The organism is Pseudomonas sp. KCJK8993, assembly GCF_046230915.1.
In the GTDB taxonomy this organism is placed as follows: domain Bacteria; phylum Pseudomonadota; class Gammaproteobacteria; order Pseudomonadales; family Pseudomonadaceae; genus Aquipseudomonas; species Aquipseudomonas piscis.
Window position 1 is genome coordinate 1 of sequence record NZ_JBJJLO010000002.1, and the last position, 16,987, is coordinate 16,987.

17 protein-coding genes are annotated in these 16,987 nt (G+C 61.4%); 4 read left to right on the forward strand and 13 right to left on the reverse strand.

Features of this window, described 5'->3' with window-relative positions; all coding sequences use genetic code 11:
- The 9 genes from ACK6AU_RS01045 to mrcB form a co-directional block, all read right to left on the reverse strand.
- Positions 1-348: ferric reductase-like transmembrane domain-containing protein (locus tag ACK6AU_RS01045; protein ID WP_409297288.1), on the reverse strand; the 348-nt coding region annotated here is incomplete at its 3' end.
- Positions 348-1,361, reverse strand: a complete 1,014-nt coding sequence (gene msrP, locus ACK6AU_RS01050) for a protein-methionine-sulfoxide reductase catalytic subunit MsrP (RefSeq protein WP_409297290.1) — start codon at positions 1,359-1,361, stop codon at positions 348-350. The genes msrP and ACK6AU_RS01045, both read right to left, overlap by 1 nt.
- Before the next feature lie 63 nt (positions 1,362-1,424).
- A complete protein-coding gene (gene pssA / locus ACK6AU_RS01055; protein WP_053138721.1) occupies positions 1,425-2,282 on the reverse strand; it encodes a CDP-diacylglycerol--serine O-phosphatidyltransferase in 858 nt (285 codons plus the stop codon).
- Between the two features lie 146 nt (positions 2,283-2,428).
- Complete coding sequence (gene ilvC, locus ACK6AU_RS01060) at positions 2,429-3,445, reverse strand: ketol-acid reductoisomerase (protein ID WP_022641000.1); 1,017 nt, start codon at positions 3,443-3,445, stop codon at positions 2,429-2,431.
- A gap of 45 nt (positions 3,446-3,490) precedes the next feature.
- Positions 3,491-3,982: an acetolactate synthase small subunit gene (gene ilvN, locus ACK6AU_RS01065; RefSeq protein WP_011063488.1), complete on the reverse strand. Its 492-nt coding sequence runs from the start codon at positions 3,980-3,982 to the stop codon at positions 3,491-3,493.
- Position 3,983: 1 nt separating this feature from the next.
- Positions 3,984-5,708 (reverse strand): acetolactate synthase 3 large subunit, encoded by a 1,725-nt coding sequence (locus ACK6AU_RS01070; protein ID WP_185701819.1) that lies wholly within the window; start codon positions 5,706-5,708, stop codon positions 3,984-3,986.
- A gap of 577 nt (positions 5,709-6,285) precedes the next feature.
- Positions 6,286-6,621 carry a YqcC family protein gene (locus ACK6AU_RS01075; protein WP_185701818.1) on the reverse strand — a complete coding sequence of 112 codons (336 nt, stop codon included), beginning with the start codon at positions 6,619-6,621 and terminating at the stop codon, positions 6,286-6,288.
- Positions 6,621-7,367: a M48 family metallopeptidase gene (locus ACK6AU_RS01080; protein ID WP_185701817.1), complete on the reverse strand. Its 747-nt coding sequence runs from the start codon at positions 7,365-7,367 to the stop codon at positions 6,621-6,623. The genes ACK6AU_RS01075 and ACK6AU_RS01080 overlap by 1 nt, the downstream gene beginning before the upstream one ends.
- A gap of 16 nt (positions 7,368-7,383) precedes the next feature.
- Complete coding sequence (gene mrcB / locus ACK6AU_RS01085; protein ID WP_409297294.1) at positions 7,384-9,708, reverse strand: penicillin-binding protein 1B; 2,325 nt, start codon at positions 9,706-9,708, stop codon at positions 7,384-7,386.
- A gap of 115 nt (positions 9,709-9,823) precedes the next feature.
- Between mrcB and ACK6AU_RS01090 the strand changes: the two genes are divergently transcribed.
- The 4 genes from ACK6AU_RS01090 to ACK6AU_RS01105 all read left to right on the forward strand — a co-directional run bounded on the left by ACK6AU_RS01090 (position 9,824) and on the right by ACK6AU_RS01105 (position 13,126).
- Positions 9,824-11,380: an AAA family ATPase gene (locus ACK6AU_RS01090; protein WP_409297296.1), complete on the forward strand. Its 1,557-nt coding sequence runs from the start codon at positions 9,824-9,826 to the stop codon at positions 11,378-11,380.
- A gap of 93 nt (positions 11,381-11,473) precedes the next feature.
- On the forward strand, positions 11,474-11,818 hold the full coding sequence (locus tag ACK6AU_RS01095; protein WP_185701814.1) for a pentapeptide repeat-containing protein: 345 nt from the start codon (positions 11,474-11,476) through the stop codon (positions 11,816-11,818).
- Positions 11,819-12,039: 221 nt separating this feature from the next.
- Positions 12,040-12,312, forward strand: a complete 273-nt coding sequence (locus ACK6AU_RS01100; protein WP_022641008.1) for a TfoX/Sxy family protein — start codon at positions 12,040-12,042, stop codon at positions 12,310-12,312.
- A gap of 13 nt (positions 12,313-12,325) precedes the next feature.
- Positions 12,326-13,126, forward strand: a complete 801-nt coding sequence (locus tag ACK6AU_RS01105) for a Crp/Fnr family transcriptional regulator (protein ID WP_409297298.1) — start codon at positions 12,326-12,328, stop codon at positions 13,124-13,126.
- A gap of 232 nt (positions 13,127-13,358) precedes the next feature.
- Here ACK6AU_RS01105 and ACK6AU_RS01110 read toward each other — a convergent pair whose 3' ends face one another.
- The 4 genes from ACK6AU_RS01110 to ACK6AU_RS01125 are packed head-to-tail and all read right to left on the reverse strand — an operon-like array spanning position 13,359 to position 16,921.
- The gene (locus tag ACK6AU_RS01110; protein WP_409297300.1) at positions 13,359-14,222 is read right to left on the reverse strand and encodes a ChaN family lipoprotein; all 864 of its coding nucleotides are present in this window, start codon (positions 14,220-14,222) and stop codon (positions 13,359-13,361) included.
- A 22-nt stretch (positions 14,223-14,244) separates the two neighbouring features.
- The gene (locus tag ACK6AU_RS01115; protein ID WP_409297302.1) at positions 14,245-15,012 is read right to left on the reverse strand and encodes a heme ABC transporter ATP-binding protein; all 768 of its coding nucleotides are present in this window, start codon (positions 15,010-15,012) and stop codon (positions 14,245-14,247) included.
- On the reverse strand, positions 15,012-15,995 hold the full coding sequence (locus ACK6AU_RS01120; protein WP_409297432.1) for a FecCD family ABC transporter permease: 984 nt from the start codon (positions 15,993-15,995) through the stop codon (positions 15,012-15,014). Before ACK6AU_RS01120 ends, ACK6AU_RS01115 begins: the two co-directional genes overlap by 1 nt.
- Before the next feature lie 50 nt (positions 15,996-16,045).
- The gene (locus ACK6AU_RS01125) at positions 16,046-16,921 is read right to left on the reverse strand and encodes a hemin ABC transporter substrate-binding protein (RefSeq protein ID WP_409297304.1); all 876 of its coding nucleotides are present in this window, start codon (positions 16,919-16,921) and stop codon (positions 16,046-16,048) included.
- Positions 16,922-16,987: the final 66 nt, after the last annotated feature.

The following is a 16,987-nucleotide window of genomic DNA, read 5'->3' on the forward strand; positions in this document are numbered from 1 at the left end:
ACTACCCACAAGAATATAAGGCCGCTTGCGCAGCTCCACGCCAAGTTGCGACCAGTCCAACCCCAGTATGAAAACGCCATAGGCAGTCAAATGCAGCACCACATAAGCAAAGCACCATAATCCCAACTGCCGTCGCACAGTTATCCACCCCGACCAACCTGTCAGCTTCTGCAACGGCGTCATGCTCAACGTGAGCAACAGAAACACCAGGGCTCCCACCCCCAGCCGATCGACCAGGACCTTGCCTGGGTCGGGACCCAACAGCGAAGCCCAAGCCTCATACAACCAATACAAGGGCCATATCGCGCCAGCAATGAAGACGCCGATGCGCCAGAACGAATGACGCATCAGTAATCCTTCCCCAGATCCATGCCGCTATATAAATAAGCGACCTCTTCTCCATAGCCATTGAACATCTGCGTCTCGCGGACATTCGGACTGAATAGCCCGCTGGGCAGGCGCCGCTCCCGCGCCTGGGTCCAACGGGGATGGTCGACCGTGGGATTCACATTTGCATAAAAGCCGTATTCATTGGCAGCGATACTCTGCCAAGTCGTCTTGGGCTGCTCACTGACCAAACTGATGCGCACAATGGACTTCACGCTCTTGAAACCATACTTCCAGGGCACCACCAACCGTAGCGGCGCTCCGTTTTGGTTCGGCAACTCCCGTCCATACATGCCCACTGCCAGGATCGCCAGCGGGTTCATCGCCTCATCGAGTCGCAATCCTTCGACATAAGGCCAATCGATCAAGGCGAACCCGGAGCGCTGCCCCGGCATGTGCTCGGGGTCGCGCAAGGTTTCAAAGCGAATGAACTTGGCCTTGCTGGTGGGCTCGACCTGCTGGAGCAGCGCAGAAACGGGAAAGCCGATCCAGGGGATCACCATCGACCAGGCCTCGACACAACGCAGTCGATAGATACGCTCCTCCAACTGGTAAGGCTTGATGAAGTCCTCGAGCGCGTAACGACCCGGCTTGGCCACCTCGCCATCCACTACCACGCTCCACGGCTCAGTCTTCAGAGCTCCCGCATTGGCAGCGGGATCACCTTTATCAGTACCGAATTCGTAGAAGTTGTTGTAGTGGGTCGCATCCTTGAAGGGAGTGATCGCCTCCCCCCGGGCAACCACCGCTTGCCAGCGGGTGGTCGGCAATTTTTCCGTGAACCAGGAAGAAGTCCGTCCCGGGTCCACATCGGCATAGCGCCCCGCCTCCTCCGCCTTGCCCCAACGAGGCAACGCAGCCGCGACAAAGCCCGCAACGGTGCCACCCAGCAGGGCCCGACGCGACAGGTAAAAGGATTCGGGAGTGATCTCCGATGCTTTGCAGTCGGAAGACTTGGGGAACTTGAGCAGCATGGCAACTCCGCAGTATTGGAGGACAGATGCACCAATAGACTGCGGAGTATGGGGGAAATTACATCACTCGATGTGATTGCGTCGACGAAGATGCAGCAGGTACTGGATCGGACCGGAAGCCGCATAGGCCAGGAACACCAGCAGCAGCACCCGGGGCGGATCGCTGAACACCACCGCGAAGACCAAGACCACGGCCAGGATGGCCACGAACGGCACCCGCCCTTTGAGGTCGAGATCCTTGAAACTGTTGTACTTGATGTTGCTGACCATCAGCATGCCGGCGGCCGCCACCATCAGGGCCACCAGGAACGACATCTTCGACCCCTGGATGCCGTAGTCGCTGAAGGCCCAGACGATGCCTGCCACCACACCCGCCGCCGCCGGACTGGCCAGGCCGATGAAGTAACGCTTGTCGGCAGTCCCCACTTGAGTATTGAAACGTGCCAGGCGTAGCGCAGCACCGGCTACATAGATGAAGGCGACCATCCAGCCAACCTTGCCCATGTCACCCAATGCCCAGCCAAAGGCCAGCAATGCCGGGGCAACACCGAACGCCACCATGTCCGACAAGGAATCGTACTCGGCCCCGAACGCACTCTGAGTATTGGTCATCCGGGCTACGCGGCCATCCAGGCCATCAAGCACCATGGCAACGAAAATCGCGATGGCGGCAAAAGCGAAATACTTGCTCGCCCCGGCAGCGTCCCCGGCACTCAAGGCACTCTGAGCACTCATGGAACTGATGATGGAATAGAACCCCGCGAACAGGTTCGCAGTGGTGAACAGATTAGGCAGAAGATAGATACCACGATGCCGGACTTTACGGCCTTCAGCGTCATGCCCTTCTTCGACATGCTCATCGATCGGTAGCAGGCTTTCGGCGTCAGAGGCCTGGTTTGGCTCTTCGGGACGTTCGCTCATGGACATTACCTTGCAACGGTGTGAAAAGTTTCGACAGATGCCCTGGGCCACGGTTTGGCCACAAAGGAGCCTGCTTTATACCAGAACCTATCCCCGCAAACGAAAAAACGCGGCCTAAGCCGCGTTTTCCCTGACAAGACTCGAACTTAGTTCTTGGTTTTGTCGACGATCTTGTTGGCAGAGATCCACGGCATCATCGAACGCAGTTGCTCGCCGATGATCTCGATACCGTGAGCAGCGTTGTTACGACGCTTGGCGGTCATGGATGGGTAACCGGTGGCGCCTTCGCTGATGAACATCTTCGCGTATTCGCCGTCCTGGATGCGCTTCAGAGCGTTGCGCATGGCCTGGCGGGACTCAGCGTTGATAACCTCTGGACCTGTCACGTATTCACCGTACTCGGCGTTGTTGGAGATCGAGTAGTTCATGTTGGCGATACCGCCTTCGTACATGAGGTCAACGATCAGCTTCAGCTCGTGCAGGCATTCGAAGTAGGCCATCTCCGGTGCATAGCCAGCTTCGACCAGGGTTTCGAAACCGGCCTTGACCAGCTCCACGGTACCGCCACACAGAACGGCTTGCTCGCCGAACAGGTCGGTTTCGGTCTCGTCCTTGAAGGTGGTTTCGATGATGCCGGTACGGCCACCACCTACACCTGCGGCATAGGACAGGGCGACGTTCTTGGCATTACCCGAGGCATCCTGATAGATGGCGATCAGGTCAGGAATACCACCGCCCTTGACGAACTCGGAGCGCACGGTATGGCCCGGGGCCTTCGGCGCGATCATGATCACGTCCAGGTCGGCACGAGGAACAACCTGGTTGTAGTGGATCGAAAAACCGTGGGAAAAGGCCAGGGTGGCGCCTTTCTTGATGTTCGGCTCGATTTCGTTCTTGTACAGGGCGCCCTGGAACTCGTCCGGAGTCAGGATCATGACCAGGTCGGCAGCGGCGACCGCAGTAGCCACGTCGGCAACTTTCAAGCCATGGGCTTCGGCCTTGGCAACGGTGGCCGAGCCTTTACGCAGGCCGACGGTCACGTCGACGCCGGAGTCTTTCAGGTTGCAAGCTTGAGCGTGACCCTGGGAACCGTAACCGATGATGGCAACCTTCTTGCCCTGGATGATCGACAGGTCGCAGTCTTTATCGTAGAAAACTTTCATGAACTTCCCCTATGTCAGGCCGTTCCGGCCATTCGCTAATTTGAATTAGATGCTCAGTACTTTGTCGCCACGGGCAATCCCGGTGACGCCACTGCGTACGGTTTCCAGAATCGATGCGGTACCGATCGATTGAATGAAGCTGTCGAGCTTGTCGCTGGTACCAGTCAGTTGAACGGTATACACGCTAGCGCTGACATCAACGATCTGCCCACGGTAGATATCGGTGGTGCGCTTGACCTCGGCGCGCTGGGCACCGGTCGCCTTGATCTTGACCAACATCAGCTCACGCTCGATGTGGGCACTTTCCGACAGATCCACCAACTTGACCACCTCGACCAGCTTGTTCAGGTTCTTGGTGATCTGCTCGATGATCTCGTCATGACCGACGGTAGTCAGGGTCAAACGCGACAAGGTCGGGTCTTCGGTCGGCGCCACAGTCAGGCTTTCGATGTTGTAGTTGCGCTGCGAGAACAGGCCGACAACACGAGACAGGGCGCCCGGTTCGTTTTCCAGAAGCAAGGAGATGATGTGCCGCATATTAAGTACGCTCCGTCTTGCTCAGCCACATATCGCGCATGGAGCCGTCTTTGATCTGCATCGGATAGACGTGCTCGCTGGTATCGACCTGGATATCGAGGAACACCAGGCGATCCTTCATGGCGAACGCTTCCTCCATCTTCGGCTTCAAGTCCTTCAGGTCGGTGATGCGGATACCCACATGACCGTAGGCCTCGACCAATCGGACGAAATCAGGCAGCGATTCCATGTAGGAGTGCGAATGACGGCTGCCATAGCTCATGTCCTGCCATTGGCGAACCATACCCAGCACGCCGTTGTTCAGGTTGACGATCTTGACTGGCAGGTCGTACTGCAGGCAGGTGGACAGCTCCTGGATATTCATCTGGATACTGCCTTCACCCGTGACGCAGGCGACATCATGATCAGGGAAGCTCAACTTGACCCCCATGGCCGCCGGGAAACCGAAGCCCATGGTGCCCAGGCCACCGGAGTTGATCCAGCGGTTGGGTTTGTTGAACTTGTAGTACTGCGCCGCGAACATCTGGTGCTGGCCCACGTCGGAGGTCACAAAGGCGTCGCCCTTGGTCACTTCGCAGAGGGTCTCGATCACGGTCTGTGGCTTGATGATGCTGCCGTCGCCCTTGTCGTAAGGGAACAGGCCGCGATCACCGCGCCACTCGTCGATCTGCTTCCACCAACTGGCGACCGTATCCTTGTTCGGGGTATCGCCGATTTCCTTGAGGGCCGCGACCATTTCGGTCAGGACGCTCTCCACTGGTCCCACGATCGGCACGTCGGCCTTGATGGTCTTGGAAATCGAAGCCGGGTCGATATCGACATGGATGATCTTGGCGTTCGGGCAGAACTTCGGCGCACCGTTGATGACCCGGTCGTCGAAGCGCGCGCCCACGGCCAGGATCACATCGGCATGATGCATGGCCAGGTTGGCGGTATAGCTGCCATGCATGCCGAGCATGCCGACGAACTGCCGATCGGTCCCCGGATAGGCACCCAGGCCCATCAAGGTGTTGGTCACGGGCAGGTTGAGCATCTTGGCCAGTTCGGTCAACGCGGCGGAACCACCGCCGAGAATCACGCCACCGCCGGAATACAGCACGGGACGCTTGGCCGACAGGAGCATCTCCGCCGCCTTGCGAATCTGTCCGGAGTGACCACGAACGGCTGGGCTGTAGGAGCGCAGCTTGGCCTTCTTGGGAAAAACGTATTCGAACTTTTCAGCCGGGTTGGTCATGTCCTTGGGGATATCGACCACCACCGGGCCAGGACGACCCGATTGCGCCAGATAGAAGGCCTTCTTCATGACTTCCGGAATTTCCGAAGCGTGCTTGATCATGAAGCTGTGCTTCACGATCGGCCGGGAGATACCGATCATGTCGGTTTCCTGGAACGCGTCGGTACCGACCATGGTGCTAGGCACCTGGCCAGAAATGACCACCATCGGAATCGAGTCCATGTAGGCGGTGGCAATACCGGTGATGGCATTGGTCGCGCCCGGGCCGGACGTCACCAGTACCACACCGGCCTTGCCGGTGGCACGGGCGTAACCGTCAGCCATATGGGTAGCCGCTTGTTCGTGACGAACCAGGATGTGGGTAACTTCCGGTTCCTTAAACAGGGCATCGTAAACATGAAGGAGAGCACCACCTGGGTACCCGTAGATATATTTGACGCCTTCGTCACGCAAGAAGCGGACGAGCATCTCACCGCCAGATAAAAGCTCCACGTTGTTCACCTCTAAAACGCCAGAATACCGCCCTCAAAAGGGAGCGGGTCTTAATAGGTTTACTTCTCAGCAGAGCATGAGCGACGGTGGTCGCCGACTACGTCAGCACTGACTGAGCAAGCATTGGGAATGCCCCAAAGTGTTGCGGGGTTTTCCCACCCAGCGCGAGGTAACGCGTTGCGGGTGTAGCACTTCGGCGCGGATGTGCACCTCATGATCTGCTGAGCGGGTCTGCTTCTGGCAGTCCCTCTACAGCGGACTTTGGATTCTTCTGTTTCGCCCTCGGCAAGTCAAGCTGTCTATATAGCTAATTCGAACTACGCTCACTAAAACGCAATAAATAGCCCAAAACCAGGGTAAATTTACGCTCCAATTGCGCGTTTTTCCGCAAGAATCTCAGAAATACGAACCTTGACTTTGCCGTTCGAGCACCATCCAAGTCGGACTAGGCAGAGGCTTTGGCTACGGCAGGAACAGAGATCGGGAGCAAGCGACCCAATCATGGGTCGACCCGGCACGGGAATGCACGCAGAAGCGGCGGGCTAGAGGCTGCGAGGAGGTTCCTGGCAGCCTTGTTTCAGCGGGTGGCGGCGATCAGTTGATCGAACTCTTTGAGCAGCACTTGCAACTGCAGATCACGCCCTTGCATCGAGCGATTGGAGAACACCATCTCGGCCATCTCCTGGATCCCGGAAGCATTGGGCAGCGGCAGGTCCTGTTCCAGGATCATCTTCATGCGCGGCAGGAAGATCCATTGCAGCCACTGCTCGAACTCCAGCGTATCCACGGCGAACGGCTGGGTGCTGGCCAGGGCTTCGGCGCTGGGAGACACATCGCCCCATAGCCCCTGAAGCCGCAGTTCACGCTCGATCAGCAGCAACTGTTCGGCGATTTGGGGAAAACGTACGTCCATCACAGCGACACCCGAGCCTTCTGGCGAGCCTGGGCAGCACCCGCGGCATCCCCCTGCTTTTCGCGCGCCTGGGCGATCAATTCCCACAGGCTGGCCTGCAGGTCAGGACGGCCATTGGCGAAGCTCAGGCCGCGGCGGGCGAACTGTTCGGCTTGCGGGGCATCGCCCTGGGCCATGCGCACCTGGGCCAGGCGATACAGCACTTGCGGCTCCCGGGGAGCGACTCGCTGAGCGCGCTCGAGACTGGAAGAAGCGCCGTTCAGGTCGCCACTGGACTGTTGCTGCTGAGCGGTCGTAAGCAAAGCCAGTACCGGTCCATCCAGTTGCTCGTCCGCCGACAGGCCACCGGAACGGGCCGAAGGCATGCCACTTGGAGCGGCTGGCATGTCGTAGCTGCCCTGGTTGCTCGGTGCCGGCTGGTAACTCGAACCATCCACAGGCCCAGGCGTAATGGGGCCGGAAGAAACCGGGCCCGGGGTGATTGGCGAAGTGCTGATCGGGGTCGAAGTGGTCGCGCCACCACCCGGCACCATGACCACCACGCCCGAATCCTGGGGAATGGTCTGGGCTTGGGCCTGCGCTGGACGCTTGATCGTCGTCTGGCGGAAGCCTCCGGAAGCGGAAATCCGCTCATTGTTGGACACTGCGGTACCCGAGTCCACGACGGGAATGGAGCCGCGCTGCACGCTGGCACAACCATTGAGCAACGCCAGAGCTGTAATAGCTGGAACCCACCACTTGTTCACGTCAAATCCTCATCGCTTAGTTCATCCAGCCCTTGACCCAATCCATCACCGACTCGCCACCTGCCGGGCTTTCGCCACCGCAGGAAGCGCCGGGAGGCGGTTCGCTGCCGCGAATATACGGCATCTGCACAGCCCCCGGACAGTTGGCATCGGAGCCCTGTCCGGTGCGTGAATCGACCCAGGCCCGGACCACGTTGTCCGGTTGCGGCATGTCCAGCGGCAGCGGATCGGCCTTGCGCATGAAACTGGTCCAGACCTGCAGGGCGCCGGTGGCTCCCGTGAACGGCGTCTTGCCGTTGTCGTCGCGGCCGAGCCAGATCACCGCCAGCAGGTCCTGGCTGAACCCGGCGAACCAGCTGTCGCGGGAATCGTTACTGGTACCGGTCTTGCCGGCGAGCGTCAGGCTGCTGGGCAGCACGCTGTACACCGAACGCCCGGTACCCTCGCGCATCACTCGCTGCATGGCGCTCTGGATCAGGTAGATCGAGCCCGCATCGAAACGCTGTTGGATCTGGAACGGATAACGCTTGAGCGGCTCGCCCTCAGCGGTCAGCACGCTGCGGATCCCGCGCATCGGCGTATTGAAACCGCCATTGGCCAGGGTCTGGTACATGGTGGCCACTTCCATCGGGCTCATGCCCCCCGCGCCCAGCAGCATGGATGGGAATGCCGGGAACTCCCGGGTTACCCCCAGGCGCCCGAGCGTCTTCAAGACATTCGGCACGCCCACTTCCAGGCCGAGCCGGGCCGTGGAAAGGTTGTAGGAATGCGCCAGCCCCTGGTACAGGAAGACCGTGCCATGGCTGCGGCGATCATAGTTCTGTGGCTTCCATACCTGGCCATCCGCGCCCTTGACCGAGAAGGCCTCATCCGAAAGCCAGCTGGTCAGCGTGTATTGGCTGGGTTTCTCCAGGGCCGTGAGATAGACCGCCGGCTTGATCAGCGAACCGATCGGACGCACGGCATCCAGGGCTCGGTTGAACCCGGCGAAGCCGGCCTGGCGACTACCGATCATCGCCTGAACTTCACCGGTTTCCGGGTTGGTCACCACCATCGCCGCCTCGACCTCATCCGAACCCTTGCGTCCGGCCAGGCGCTTGAAGGTGTCGTTGACGGACGCCTCGGCCTTCATCTGCAAGATCGGATCGAAGCTGGTGAAGATCCGTAGTCCTTCCTCGGTCAAGTCTTCGTCACGATAGTCTTCGCGCAGTTGGCGCTTGACCAAATCAAGGAAACCGGGGAACGAGCTGTCTGCCAGGCTGCCACGCTTGGTCACGCCGAGGGGCATCTTCTTCGCGGCCTCGACCTGCTCTGGCGTAGCGACGCCCTGTTGGGCCAGCAGATCGAGCACCAGGTTGCGCCGCTCCAGGGCACGTTCCGGGTAACGCCGCGGGTTGTAATAGGAAGGCCCCTTGACCATGCCCACCAACAGCGCCACTTGATGCAGCTTGAGCTCGGACAGCGGCTGGCTGAAGAAGAACTGGCTGGCCAGGCCGAAACCATGCACCGCGCGCTGGCCATCCTGGCCGACGAACACTTCGTTGAGGTAGGCCTCGAGGATCTCGCGCTTGTCGTAATGCAGTTCCAGCAACAAGGCCATCATCGCCTCGGTGAGCTTGCGCGACAGGCTGCGCTCGTTGGTCAGGAAGAAGTTCTTCACCAATTGCTGGGTCAGGGTACTACCGCCCTGGCGCATCTGGCCCGACGAAGTGTTGACCCAGACCGCCCGGGCGATGGACTTGGGCGAAACCCCGAAGTGCGAGTAGAAGTCCCGGTCCTCGACGGTCACCAGGGTTTCCAGCAAGTACGGCGGAACCTGGTCGATCTTGATCAGGATCCGGTCTTCGAGGTTCTTGGGATACAGGCCGCCAATCAACAGCGGCTCGAGACGCACCACCGCCAGCTTCGCGCCCTTGCTCCCGGACAGTTCGGCCACATAATCGCCAGAGAAACGTACGCGCACCGGCTGCGCCTGCTCCAGTCCTTCATAGAACTGGAAGCCCCGGGTATTCAAGTCAACGGTATTGCCGCTGACCGAAGCCGCGCCGGGGCCATTGGCAACGCTTTCACGGCGATAGCCCAGGGCGTCGAGTTCCGTGAGGAAATCGTCCTTGCTGAGCTTCTGTCCGACGAACAGCTCCAGCGGACGCGCATAGACCTTGGCCGGGATGGTCCAGCGCTTGCCGGAAAACTTCTCCTGGACCACGGCGTCGAGGTAGACGGCAAAGCCGGCGAGCACCACCAGGCCCACCAGGCTGAGCTTGAGCGCCCAGCCCAGCCAGGGCCGCAGGCCGCCAGAGGTGTTTTTTTTTGCAGAACGGGGGGATCGGGTACGAGTCATGGCGGCGGATTATACGCACTTTGATTCATCATCAACATGCGCCAGCCGAGGTTTGCCATGACGCCCGCAGCGGCCATAATGACGCCCTCGATTTTCCGACCCTGAAGGACCGCCTGTGAGCCAGTCACTGATCGCCGCTTTGCAAAACCCAGCTCTGTACCCGCATCCGGTAGACGGATTCCAGGTCATCGAAACCCATATTTCCTGGGTTATCCTCACCGGTCCCTTTGCCTATAAAGTGAAGAAGCCGGTCAACTTCGGTTTCCTGGACTTCACCAGCCTGGAAGCACGCGAGCATTTCTGCGGCGAGGAGCTGCGCCTGAACCAGCGCCTGACCCAGGATCTGTACCTGGAAGTCCTGCCGATTACTGGCAGCGCCGAGACCCCGGAACTGGGCGGTAGCGGCCCAGTGGTCGACTATGTGCTGAAAATGCGCCAGTTCCCCCAGAGCCAGTTGTTGAGCACCCTGCAAGCCAACGGTGAACTCACCACCGCGCACATTGACCAAATGGCCCGGCAGATCGCTCAATTCCACCTCAGCGCTCCCAAGGTTCCCGCCGATCATGAGGCCGGAACCCCGGACAGCGTGATGGCGCCAGTGCGCCAGAACTTCGAGCAGATCCGTCCATTCCTCAGCGAAAAGGCCGATCTGCAGCAACTCGAGGCCCTGCAAGCCTGGGCCGAAACCAGCTTCGAACGCCTCAAGCACCTGCTGGCCCAGCGCAAGAAAGACGGTTTCATTCGTGAATGCCACGGCGACATCCACCTGGGCAATGCCACCCTCATCGAGGGTGACGTGGTGATCTTCGACTGCATCGAATTCAACGAGCCTTTCCGTTTCACCGATGTGTACGCCGATACCGGCTTCCTGGCCATGGACCTGGAAGACCGTGGCCTGAAGAGCCTGGCGCGGCGCTTCGTCAGTCAGTACCTGGAACTGACCGGCGACTACCAGGGCCTGGAACTGCTCAATTTCTACAAGGCCTACCGCGCCCTGGTGCGGGCCAAGGTCAGCCTGTTCAGCATGCCGGCCGATGCCACCGCCGTGCAGCGTGCTACCACCCTGCGCCAGTACCGCAACTACGCCAACCTGGCGGAAAGCTATAGCACCATTCCATCGCGTTTCCTGGCCATCACCTCCGGTGTCTCGGCAGTAGGCAAGAGCCATGTGGCGATGCGCCTGGTCGATGCCCTGGGCGCCGTTCGGCTGCGCTCCGACGTCGAACGCAAGCGCCTGTTCGGCGAGCAGCAGGGAGCCAACGACCTGCATGCCGGCATCTATAGCAACGAAGCCAGCAACGCGACCTATGACCGCCTGCATGAAATCGCCGAGGTCGTCCTGCGTGCCGGCTTCCCGGTGGTCATCGACGCCACCTACCTCAAGCGTGCCCAGCGTGACGCCGCCGCCAAGGTTGCCGAAGCCACCGGTACGCCATGCCTGATCATCGACTGCAATGCTCCGCAGGCGGTCATCGCCAGTTGGCTCGCCCAGCGTCAGGCCAACCAGGACGATCCGTCGGACGCTACCCTGGCGGTCATCGCCGAGCAACAAGCCACGCGCGAGGCGCTCACGGAAGAGGAACTGCTACGCAGCAAGCGCGTCGAGACCAACGAAAGCGGTAGCCTGGACGTCCTGGTCGCCAACATTCGCCAGCGCCTGCCGGGCCTCTGAGTCAGTATTTCAGCCGTGAAGTGGCAAAGACTTCACGGCTGAAAAACAGTGGCACTATACTGGCGTCATAAATCCATCGCTGGTGACGTCGCCATGAGCCAACCCAAACTTCTCGACACTGCGCTTTATGCTCTGCTGCACAAAGACGACATCACGGGCTTCAACCGTGAGCGCCCCAAGGATCAATCCATCGACATGCGTGGCGGCGACTTCCGCGGTCTCGACCTGCGCGAACTGAACGCCGCCGGCATCGACTTCACCGATGCCTATTTCCGCTCTGCCGACCTGCGCGGCCTGGATCTTCGAAACGCCTCGATGGAAGGCGCAAGCCTCGCCCACGCGCAAATTTCCGGAGCCTATTTCCCCGTGGAGCTGACTGCCGACGAGATCCTCATGTCGGTCAATTTCGGCACCCGCCTGCGTTACAACACCCGCTGAAGCTCCCTTCCGCCTGTCCGGCGCGTCGTCCTGCGTCGGACATTGACCATCCCCGCTCTTCCCCTTCCGTACTGCATCGCGAACTCCCTCGCTCCAATGATGAACTGACCCGCCTTAGAAGCATTTGCGTCGAACCCGACCAACGCACAGCGCGTTTTCTGCTGAGCGCTACACTCCTTTGAGGCTGCCCATTCACCATTCGGCCATCGCCAGGAGGCTTGATGAATGATGAACTGCAACACCTGAAGAACCTCGGCAAGACATCAGCGCAGTGGCTGCATGCAGTGGGCATCCATAGTGCTTCGGACCTGCGTCGCCTGGGAGCGGTGGACGCATACCGGGCCGTACGCACCCGGGGTTTTCGCGCCTCGAAGGTCTTGCTCTATGCCATTGAGGGCGCACTGATGGACATGCACTGGAACGACCTCCCCGCCGAACGCAAGGAAGCCCTGAACAAGCAGCTGGATGCCATTTCCACTCGTCAAAAAAACTGACTGGCACACCTCTATGTATCTATTGGGAGAACAGCCGGCCTACGCCGATGCCTTGATCAATCGCCTGCAGAACATTCCGCCGCAACTGCTCGAAGGCCTGGCGCCCTGCGGCCCGACACTGGAGCTACCGGCCATGGCGGATCTTTCAGGTACCCTGCCCGGCCATCAGATCTACCTGCTGGAAAGTGGCGTGATCCAGGCGAGCGTCGAGGATCGTCCGCTGTTCTACCTGCACGAAGGCGACCTGGTTGGCCTGCGCCGTGGCCTCGAGCAACCCCGCTGGCGGCTTGGCTGCGACGCGCCCTTGCAACTGATTCCGTACCTGAGAGCAGATGTGTTCCGGCACATCCATGCCGATGAACAGCGCTCGGAGTTGCTGCTGCAGTACCTGATCGGCCAGACCGCCCTGCTCTCGGATGCCATTGCCCGCCTGAAACCGCCGGAACTGCGCAGTCACAACGGCTTCAAGCGCGTACAGCAAGGCGAGGTGCTGATTGCCCAGGGCGATGAGGCGGACCATGTCTTCGTGATAATCGAGGGGCATGCCCAGGCCTTCGTCGACGGACACAAGGTCGGCGATGTGCCCAAGGACGAGATCTTCGGCGCCATGTCGGTGTTCACCGGAGAAAAGCGCAGCGCCAGCGTGATCGCCAGCGAACCGACCACCGTCATGCTGATCCCCAGGGATCAATTCCTCAGCCTGACCCAGAGCAATCCGCGAGTGGCCCACAGCCTGATCGAAAGCATGGCCGGGCGCATCGATCTATTGAACCGGGAAGTGATCCGGCTCAAGGCACTCTGCGATCGAGAATAACCCCGAACCCAGAGGCCGATTCAAACGAGCGTTTAGCGAAATATGCAAAAACTGGAAATCACTACGTTGACATCGAAATGAGAATCGTTATGATTACCACAACTGGTCGCGAGATCAGTCGATAACCTGGAAGACCAGTGGTTCGGACTCTCAGATTATCTCCTCATCAGGCTAATCACGGTTATTTGACCCGGCTCTGCCGGGTCTTTTTTTGCCTGCGAAAAGCCTTCGCTCAGCGCCTCAACGGTGCACAGTAATCGCGCTCGAGCCGGGGCGGGGTAAACCAGACCAGGTCGGCGTTGGCCAAGCTCACCGGGTTGCCGCGCTCCGCCAGCATCAACACCAGCACTTCCTGCGGATGCCCGAGGTCAGCCAAGTGCAAGGGCACGCCCAGATCCTTGCGGGCATGGAACGCACCAGCAAACAACCAGGCGGGAGCCGGTGCCGCCAGCAGGCGCTCGGCCATGCGCCGATCACGCTGCTGCTGTACGGCCAGCATCGCCGGTACCTGGCTTTGTGGCAGCAGACCGCAATGGGATTCGCGAATCTGTGCAGCCAAGGCCGTGATTACCCTATCGTCGTTGACCCGGGTGCCGGACAAGGATGGCGCCTTGGCATAGATCTCACGCACTTCCTGGCGATCCAGGTTGGCGCAGAGCAGCGGATAAGGCTGCTTCAAGGCATACCCCACTAACGGGCCATAGAGGCTCCAGTCCCAACCCGGCTGCCAGGCCAGCGCAGCAGGCAGGTCATCGGGCACACGCCCTGCTCCAACCGCCACCTTGCTGGCATCGACCCGGGACTGCTGATCGGGGTTGAGCATTTCCAGCAGCAAGCTGCCCTGGGGCCGTTGCACGGCCATCGAACGCAGCAACCACAACTGTACGGCGTGGTGCTCGGGGTTGTCGTGCTGCTCGCCGACGATCACCCGTGGTGCCTGGCCCAACAGCACCATCAGTTCCTCGGGAGCAAGTATTCGACCATTGCGCAGGTCGACGATGCTGCCCACAGGCGTCGCCACGGGAGGCGACAGGATCGGGGCCGAGGTCTGGCAGCCCGCCAGTGACAACACCAGCAGAAGTAGCAACGAACGCATCGGAACGCCTCCAGGTTGCCCGTCAGCGGGCGATGATCAACGGATGCCCGCGCTCCGGATGCTCCTGCACCAGCACCTCCAGGCCAAATACCGCCTTAAGCGGTTCGGCACGCAGCACGGCGGCCGGAACGCCCATGGAATGCGGTCGTCCACCTTCGAGCAACAGCACCCGGTCACAATAACGAGCGGCCAGGTTCAGGTCATGGAGGATGACCAGCACCGCCACGCCACGATCGGCGAACGCGCGGATGGCCTGCAAGGTGACGTGCTGGTGCAACGGATCGAGGGCCGAGGTAGGTTCGTCGAGCAACAGGATGTGCCCTGGCTCGCCCGGCCACAATTGCGCCAGGACCCTGGCCAGGTGCACCCGCTGGCGCTCCCCGCCCGACAGGGCCAGGTAGCTGCGCCCTCCAAGATACGCGACATCGGCTGCCTCCAGGGCTGCGGTCACTATCTCCTGGTCACGCAGCAGACCACTCTGGTGAGGCAGGCGCCCCAGGCCCACCACCTCTTCGACCCGGAAGGCGAAATCCAGGCTCGATGCCTGCGGCAACACCGCCAGGCGCCGGGCACGCTGGACACCGTCCCACTGCGCCAGCTCGCGCTCGTCCAGCAATACCCGCCCCTGATGAGGCGCCAGCTCACCGCTCAAGGCGCCAAGCAGGCTGCTCTTGCCCGCGCCATTGGGCCCCAGCACTCCCAGCACTTCACCGGGCGCCAGCCGCAGGTCGATACCGGCCAGCACATCCTTGCCGCCGCGCCGTATATGCAGGTTCTCAGCTCGCAACATCAGGCGCGCCCTCGCAGCAACAGATATAGAAAGAAGGGGGCGCCGAGAAAGGCGGTGACAATCCCGATGGGCAGCTCCGCCGGAGCCAATGCCAGGCGCGCGACCAGATCGGCCAGCAGCAACAGGCTGGCCCCCGCGAGGATCGACGCAGGCAGCAAGATCCGATGGTCCGGCCCTGCCAGCAGGCGCACCAGGTGCGGCACCACCAGGCCGACGAAACCGATCATCCCCGCCGCCGCGACGGCAGCCCCCACGCCCAGGGCAGTGCAGAACACCAGCTCACGCTTGAGCCCTTCGACATCGACCCCCAGGTGCTTGGCTTCCGACTCTCCCAGCAACAGGGCGTTCAGGGCCTGGGCCCGGCGCGGCAACCACAGTGCGACGGCCAGGGTCACCAGCAACAACGGCCACAGGCGCTGATAGCTGGCACCGTTGAGGCTGCCCAGGTTCCAGAAGGTCAAGGTGCGCAAGGTGGCGTCATCGGCCAGGTAGGTGAACAGCCCCACCGCGGAACCGGCCAGGGCGGTCAGGGCGATCCCCGCCAGGAGCATGGTCGCCACGTGGGTCTGGCCATTGCGGCGACCCAGGCGATAGACCAGCGCCGTCACCCCCAGGCCGCCAAGGAAGGCACACAACGACAGGAGATAAGGACCGACGACCTCCGGCAAGCCTCCGAACATCGAGCCACCGACAATGGCGACGGCCGCGCCCAGCGCCGCGCCGCTGGAGACGCCCACCAGCCCGGGGTCGGCCAGGGGATTGCGGAACAGGCCCTGCATGGCCACGCCGGACAAGGCCAGGACACCTCCGACCGCCAGGCCGAGCAAGGTCCGGGGCAGGCGGATCTGGCCAAGAATCAGCTCCGCCTGCTCCAGGCCCTGCCCGTCGATCGGCAGGCCGAGCATCCGCAGGGCCGCACGCAAGGTATCGAACAGCGGCAGGCTCACCGGCCCCAGGGCCAGGGACAGCCAGGTGGCCACCAGGCAAAGGCACCCGAGGCCGAGAAACAGCGTGCGCGGTTGGACCAGGCGCCTCATTGGGCCGGCTTGGCCTGTGGATAAAAGGTCGCCGACAGTTGCTTCAGGCTGTCAGGCAGGCGTGGACCGAGCCCCCCCACCAGGAGGGTCGGGTCCAACTCCACCACTCGTCCGGCCTTGACCGCCCTGGTGGCCGCCAGTGCCGGGTTTTCCTTGAACAGCGCGGCGCGCGCCGCTTCACCGCTCAGGCTGCGATCGGAGAACACCAGCACGTCCGGGCTCAGTCCCGCCAGGGACTCCACCGAGAACGGCCTGTAGCCGCTGTGGGCCGCCAGGTTACGCCCGCCAGCCTGTTGCAGTAGCCAGTCTGCCGCGGTGTCCTTGCCAGCGATCAAAGGCTTGCCGCCGGCATGTCCGAGTACCAGCAAGACGCCAGGCGCGGGTTGTTGGGCCTGGGCCTGGGCGATCCAGGCCCGTTGCTGGTCGAGTCGCTGCTGATAACGCTGGAACAGCTGCCCGGCCTGCTCTTCACGCCCGAGTAGCTGCCCCAGGTGTTGCAGGGTGTCCTGCAAGGTGGGCAGGTCCGCCTGAGCGGAAAACATCTCGACCCGGACGCCCGAACTGCGAATCTGCGAGATCACCGGCGGCGGCCCCATTTCCTCGGTTCCCACCAGCACCTGGGGCCGCAGGCTCAAGACGCCTTCCGCCGACAGCTGGCGCTGGTAACCAATGCTGGGCAGCGCCTTGAGCGAAGCCGGATGCTGGCTGGTAGTGTCGACACCGACCAGCTTCGACTCCGCGCCCAGGGCACTCACCCACTCGGACAAGGCGCCCCCGGCACTGACCCAACGCTGCGGCAACTCCTCGGCGGCGGCCCAGTGGCTCACCAGCAATCCGGCACAGAGCGCAAAGGCGCTGGCAGTCAGGCGCATAGAACGTTTCCTTTATAAGAAGTGGGGCCCGGGAAGCGGCTGTCCATGTGACACGCCTGGCTGGCC

Excerpts from the sequence above, each read along its gene's own strand:
- ACK6AU_RS01095 (WP_185701814.1), top strand. The coding sequence starts at position 11,474 with ATGAGCCAACCCAAACTTCTCGACACTGCGCTTTATGCTCTGCTGCAC.
- ACK6AU_RS01110 (WP_409297300.1), bottom strand. The coding sequence starts at position 14,222 with ATGCGTTCGTTGCTACTTCTGCTGGTGTTGTCACTGGCGGGCTGCCAG.
- ACK6AU_RS01125 (WP_409297304.1), bottom strand. The coding sequence starts at position 16,921 with ATGCGCCTGACTGCCAGCGCCTTTGCGCTCTGTGCCGGATTGCTGGTG.
- mrcB (WP_409297294.1), bottom strand. The coding sequence starts at position 9,708 with ATGACTCGTACCCGATCCCCCCGTTCTGCAAAAAAAAACACCTCTGGC.
- pssA (WP_053138721.1), bottom strand. The coding sequence starts at position 2,282 with ATGAGCGAACGTCCCGAAGAGCCAAACCAGGCCTCTGACGCCGAAAGC.
- msrP (WP_409297290.1), bottom strand. The coding sequence starts at position 1,361 with ATGCTGCTCAAGTTCCCCAAGTCTTCCGACTGCAAAGCATCGGAGATC.
- ACK6AU_RS01105 (WP_409297298.1), top strand. The coding sequence starts at position 12,326 with ATGTATCTATTGGGAGAACAGCCGGCCTACGCCGATGCCTTGATCAAT.
- ilvN (WP_011063488.1), bottom strand. The coding sequence starts at position 3,982 with ATGCGGCACATCATCTCCTTGCTTCTGGAAAACGAACCGGGCGCCCTG.
- ilvC (WP_022641000.1), bottom strand. The coding sequence starts at position 3,445 with ATGAAAGTTTTCTACGATAAAGACTGCGACCTGTCGATCATCCAGGGC.
- ACK6AU_RS01075 (WP_185701818.1), bottom strand. The coding sequence starts at position 6,621 with ATGGACGTACGTTTTCCCCAAATCGCCGAACAGTTGCTGCTGATCGAG.
- ACK6AU_RS01115 (WP_409297302.1), bottom strand. The coding sequence starts at position 15,012 with ATGTTGCGAGCTGAGAACCTGCATATACGGCGCGGCGGCAAGGATGTG.
- ACK6AU_RS01100 (WP_022641008.1), top strand. The coding sequence starts at position 12,040 with ATGAATGATGAACTGCAACACCTGAAGAACCTCGGCAAGACATCAGCG.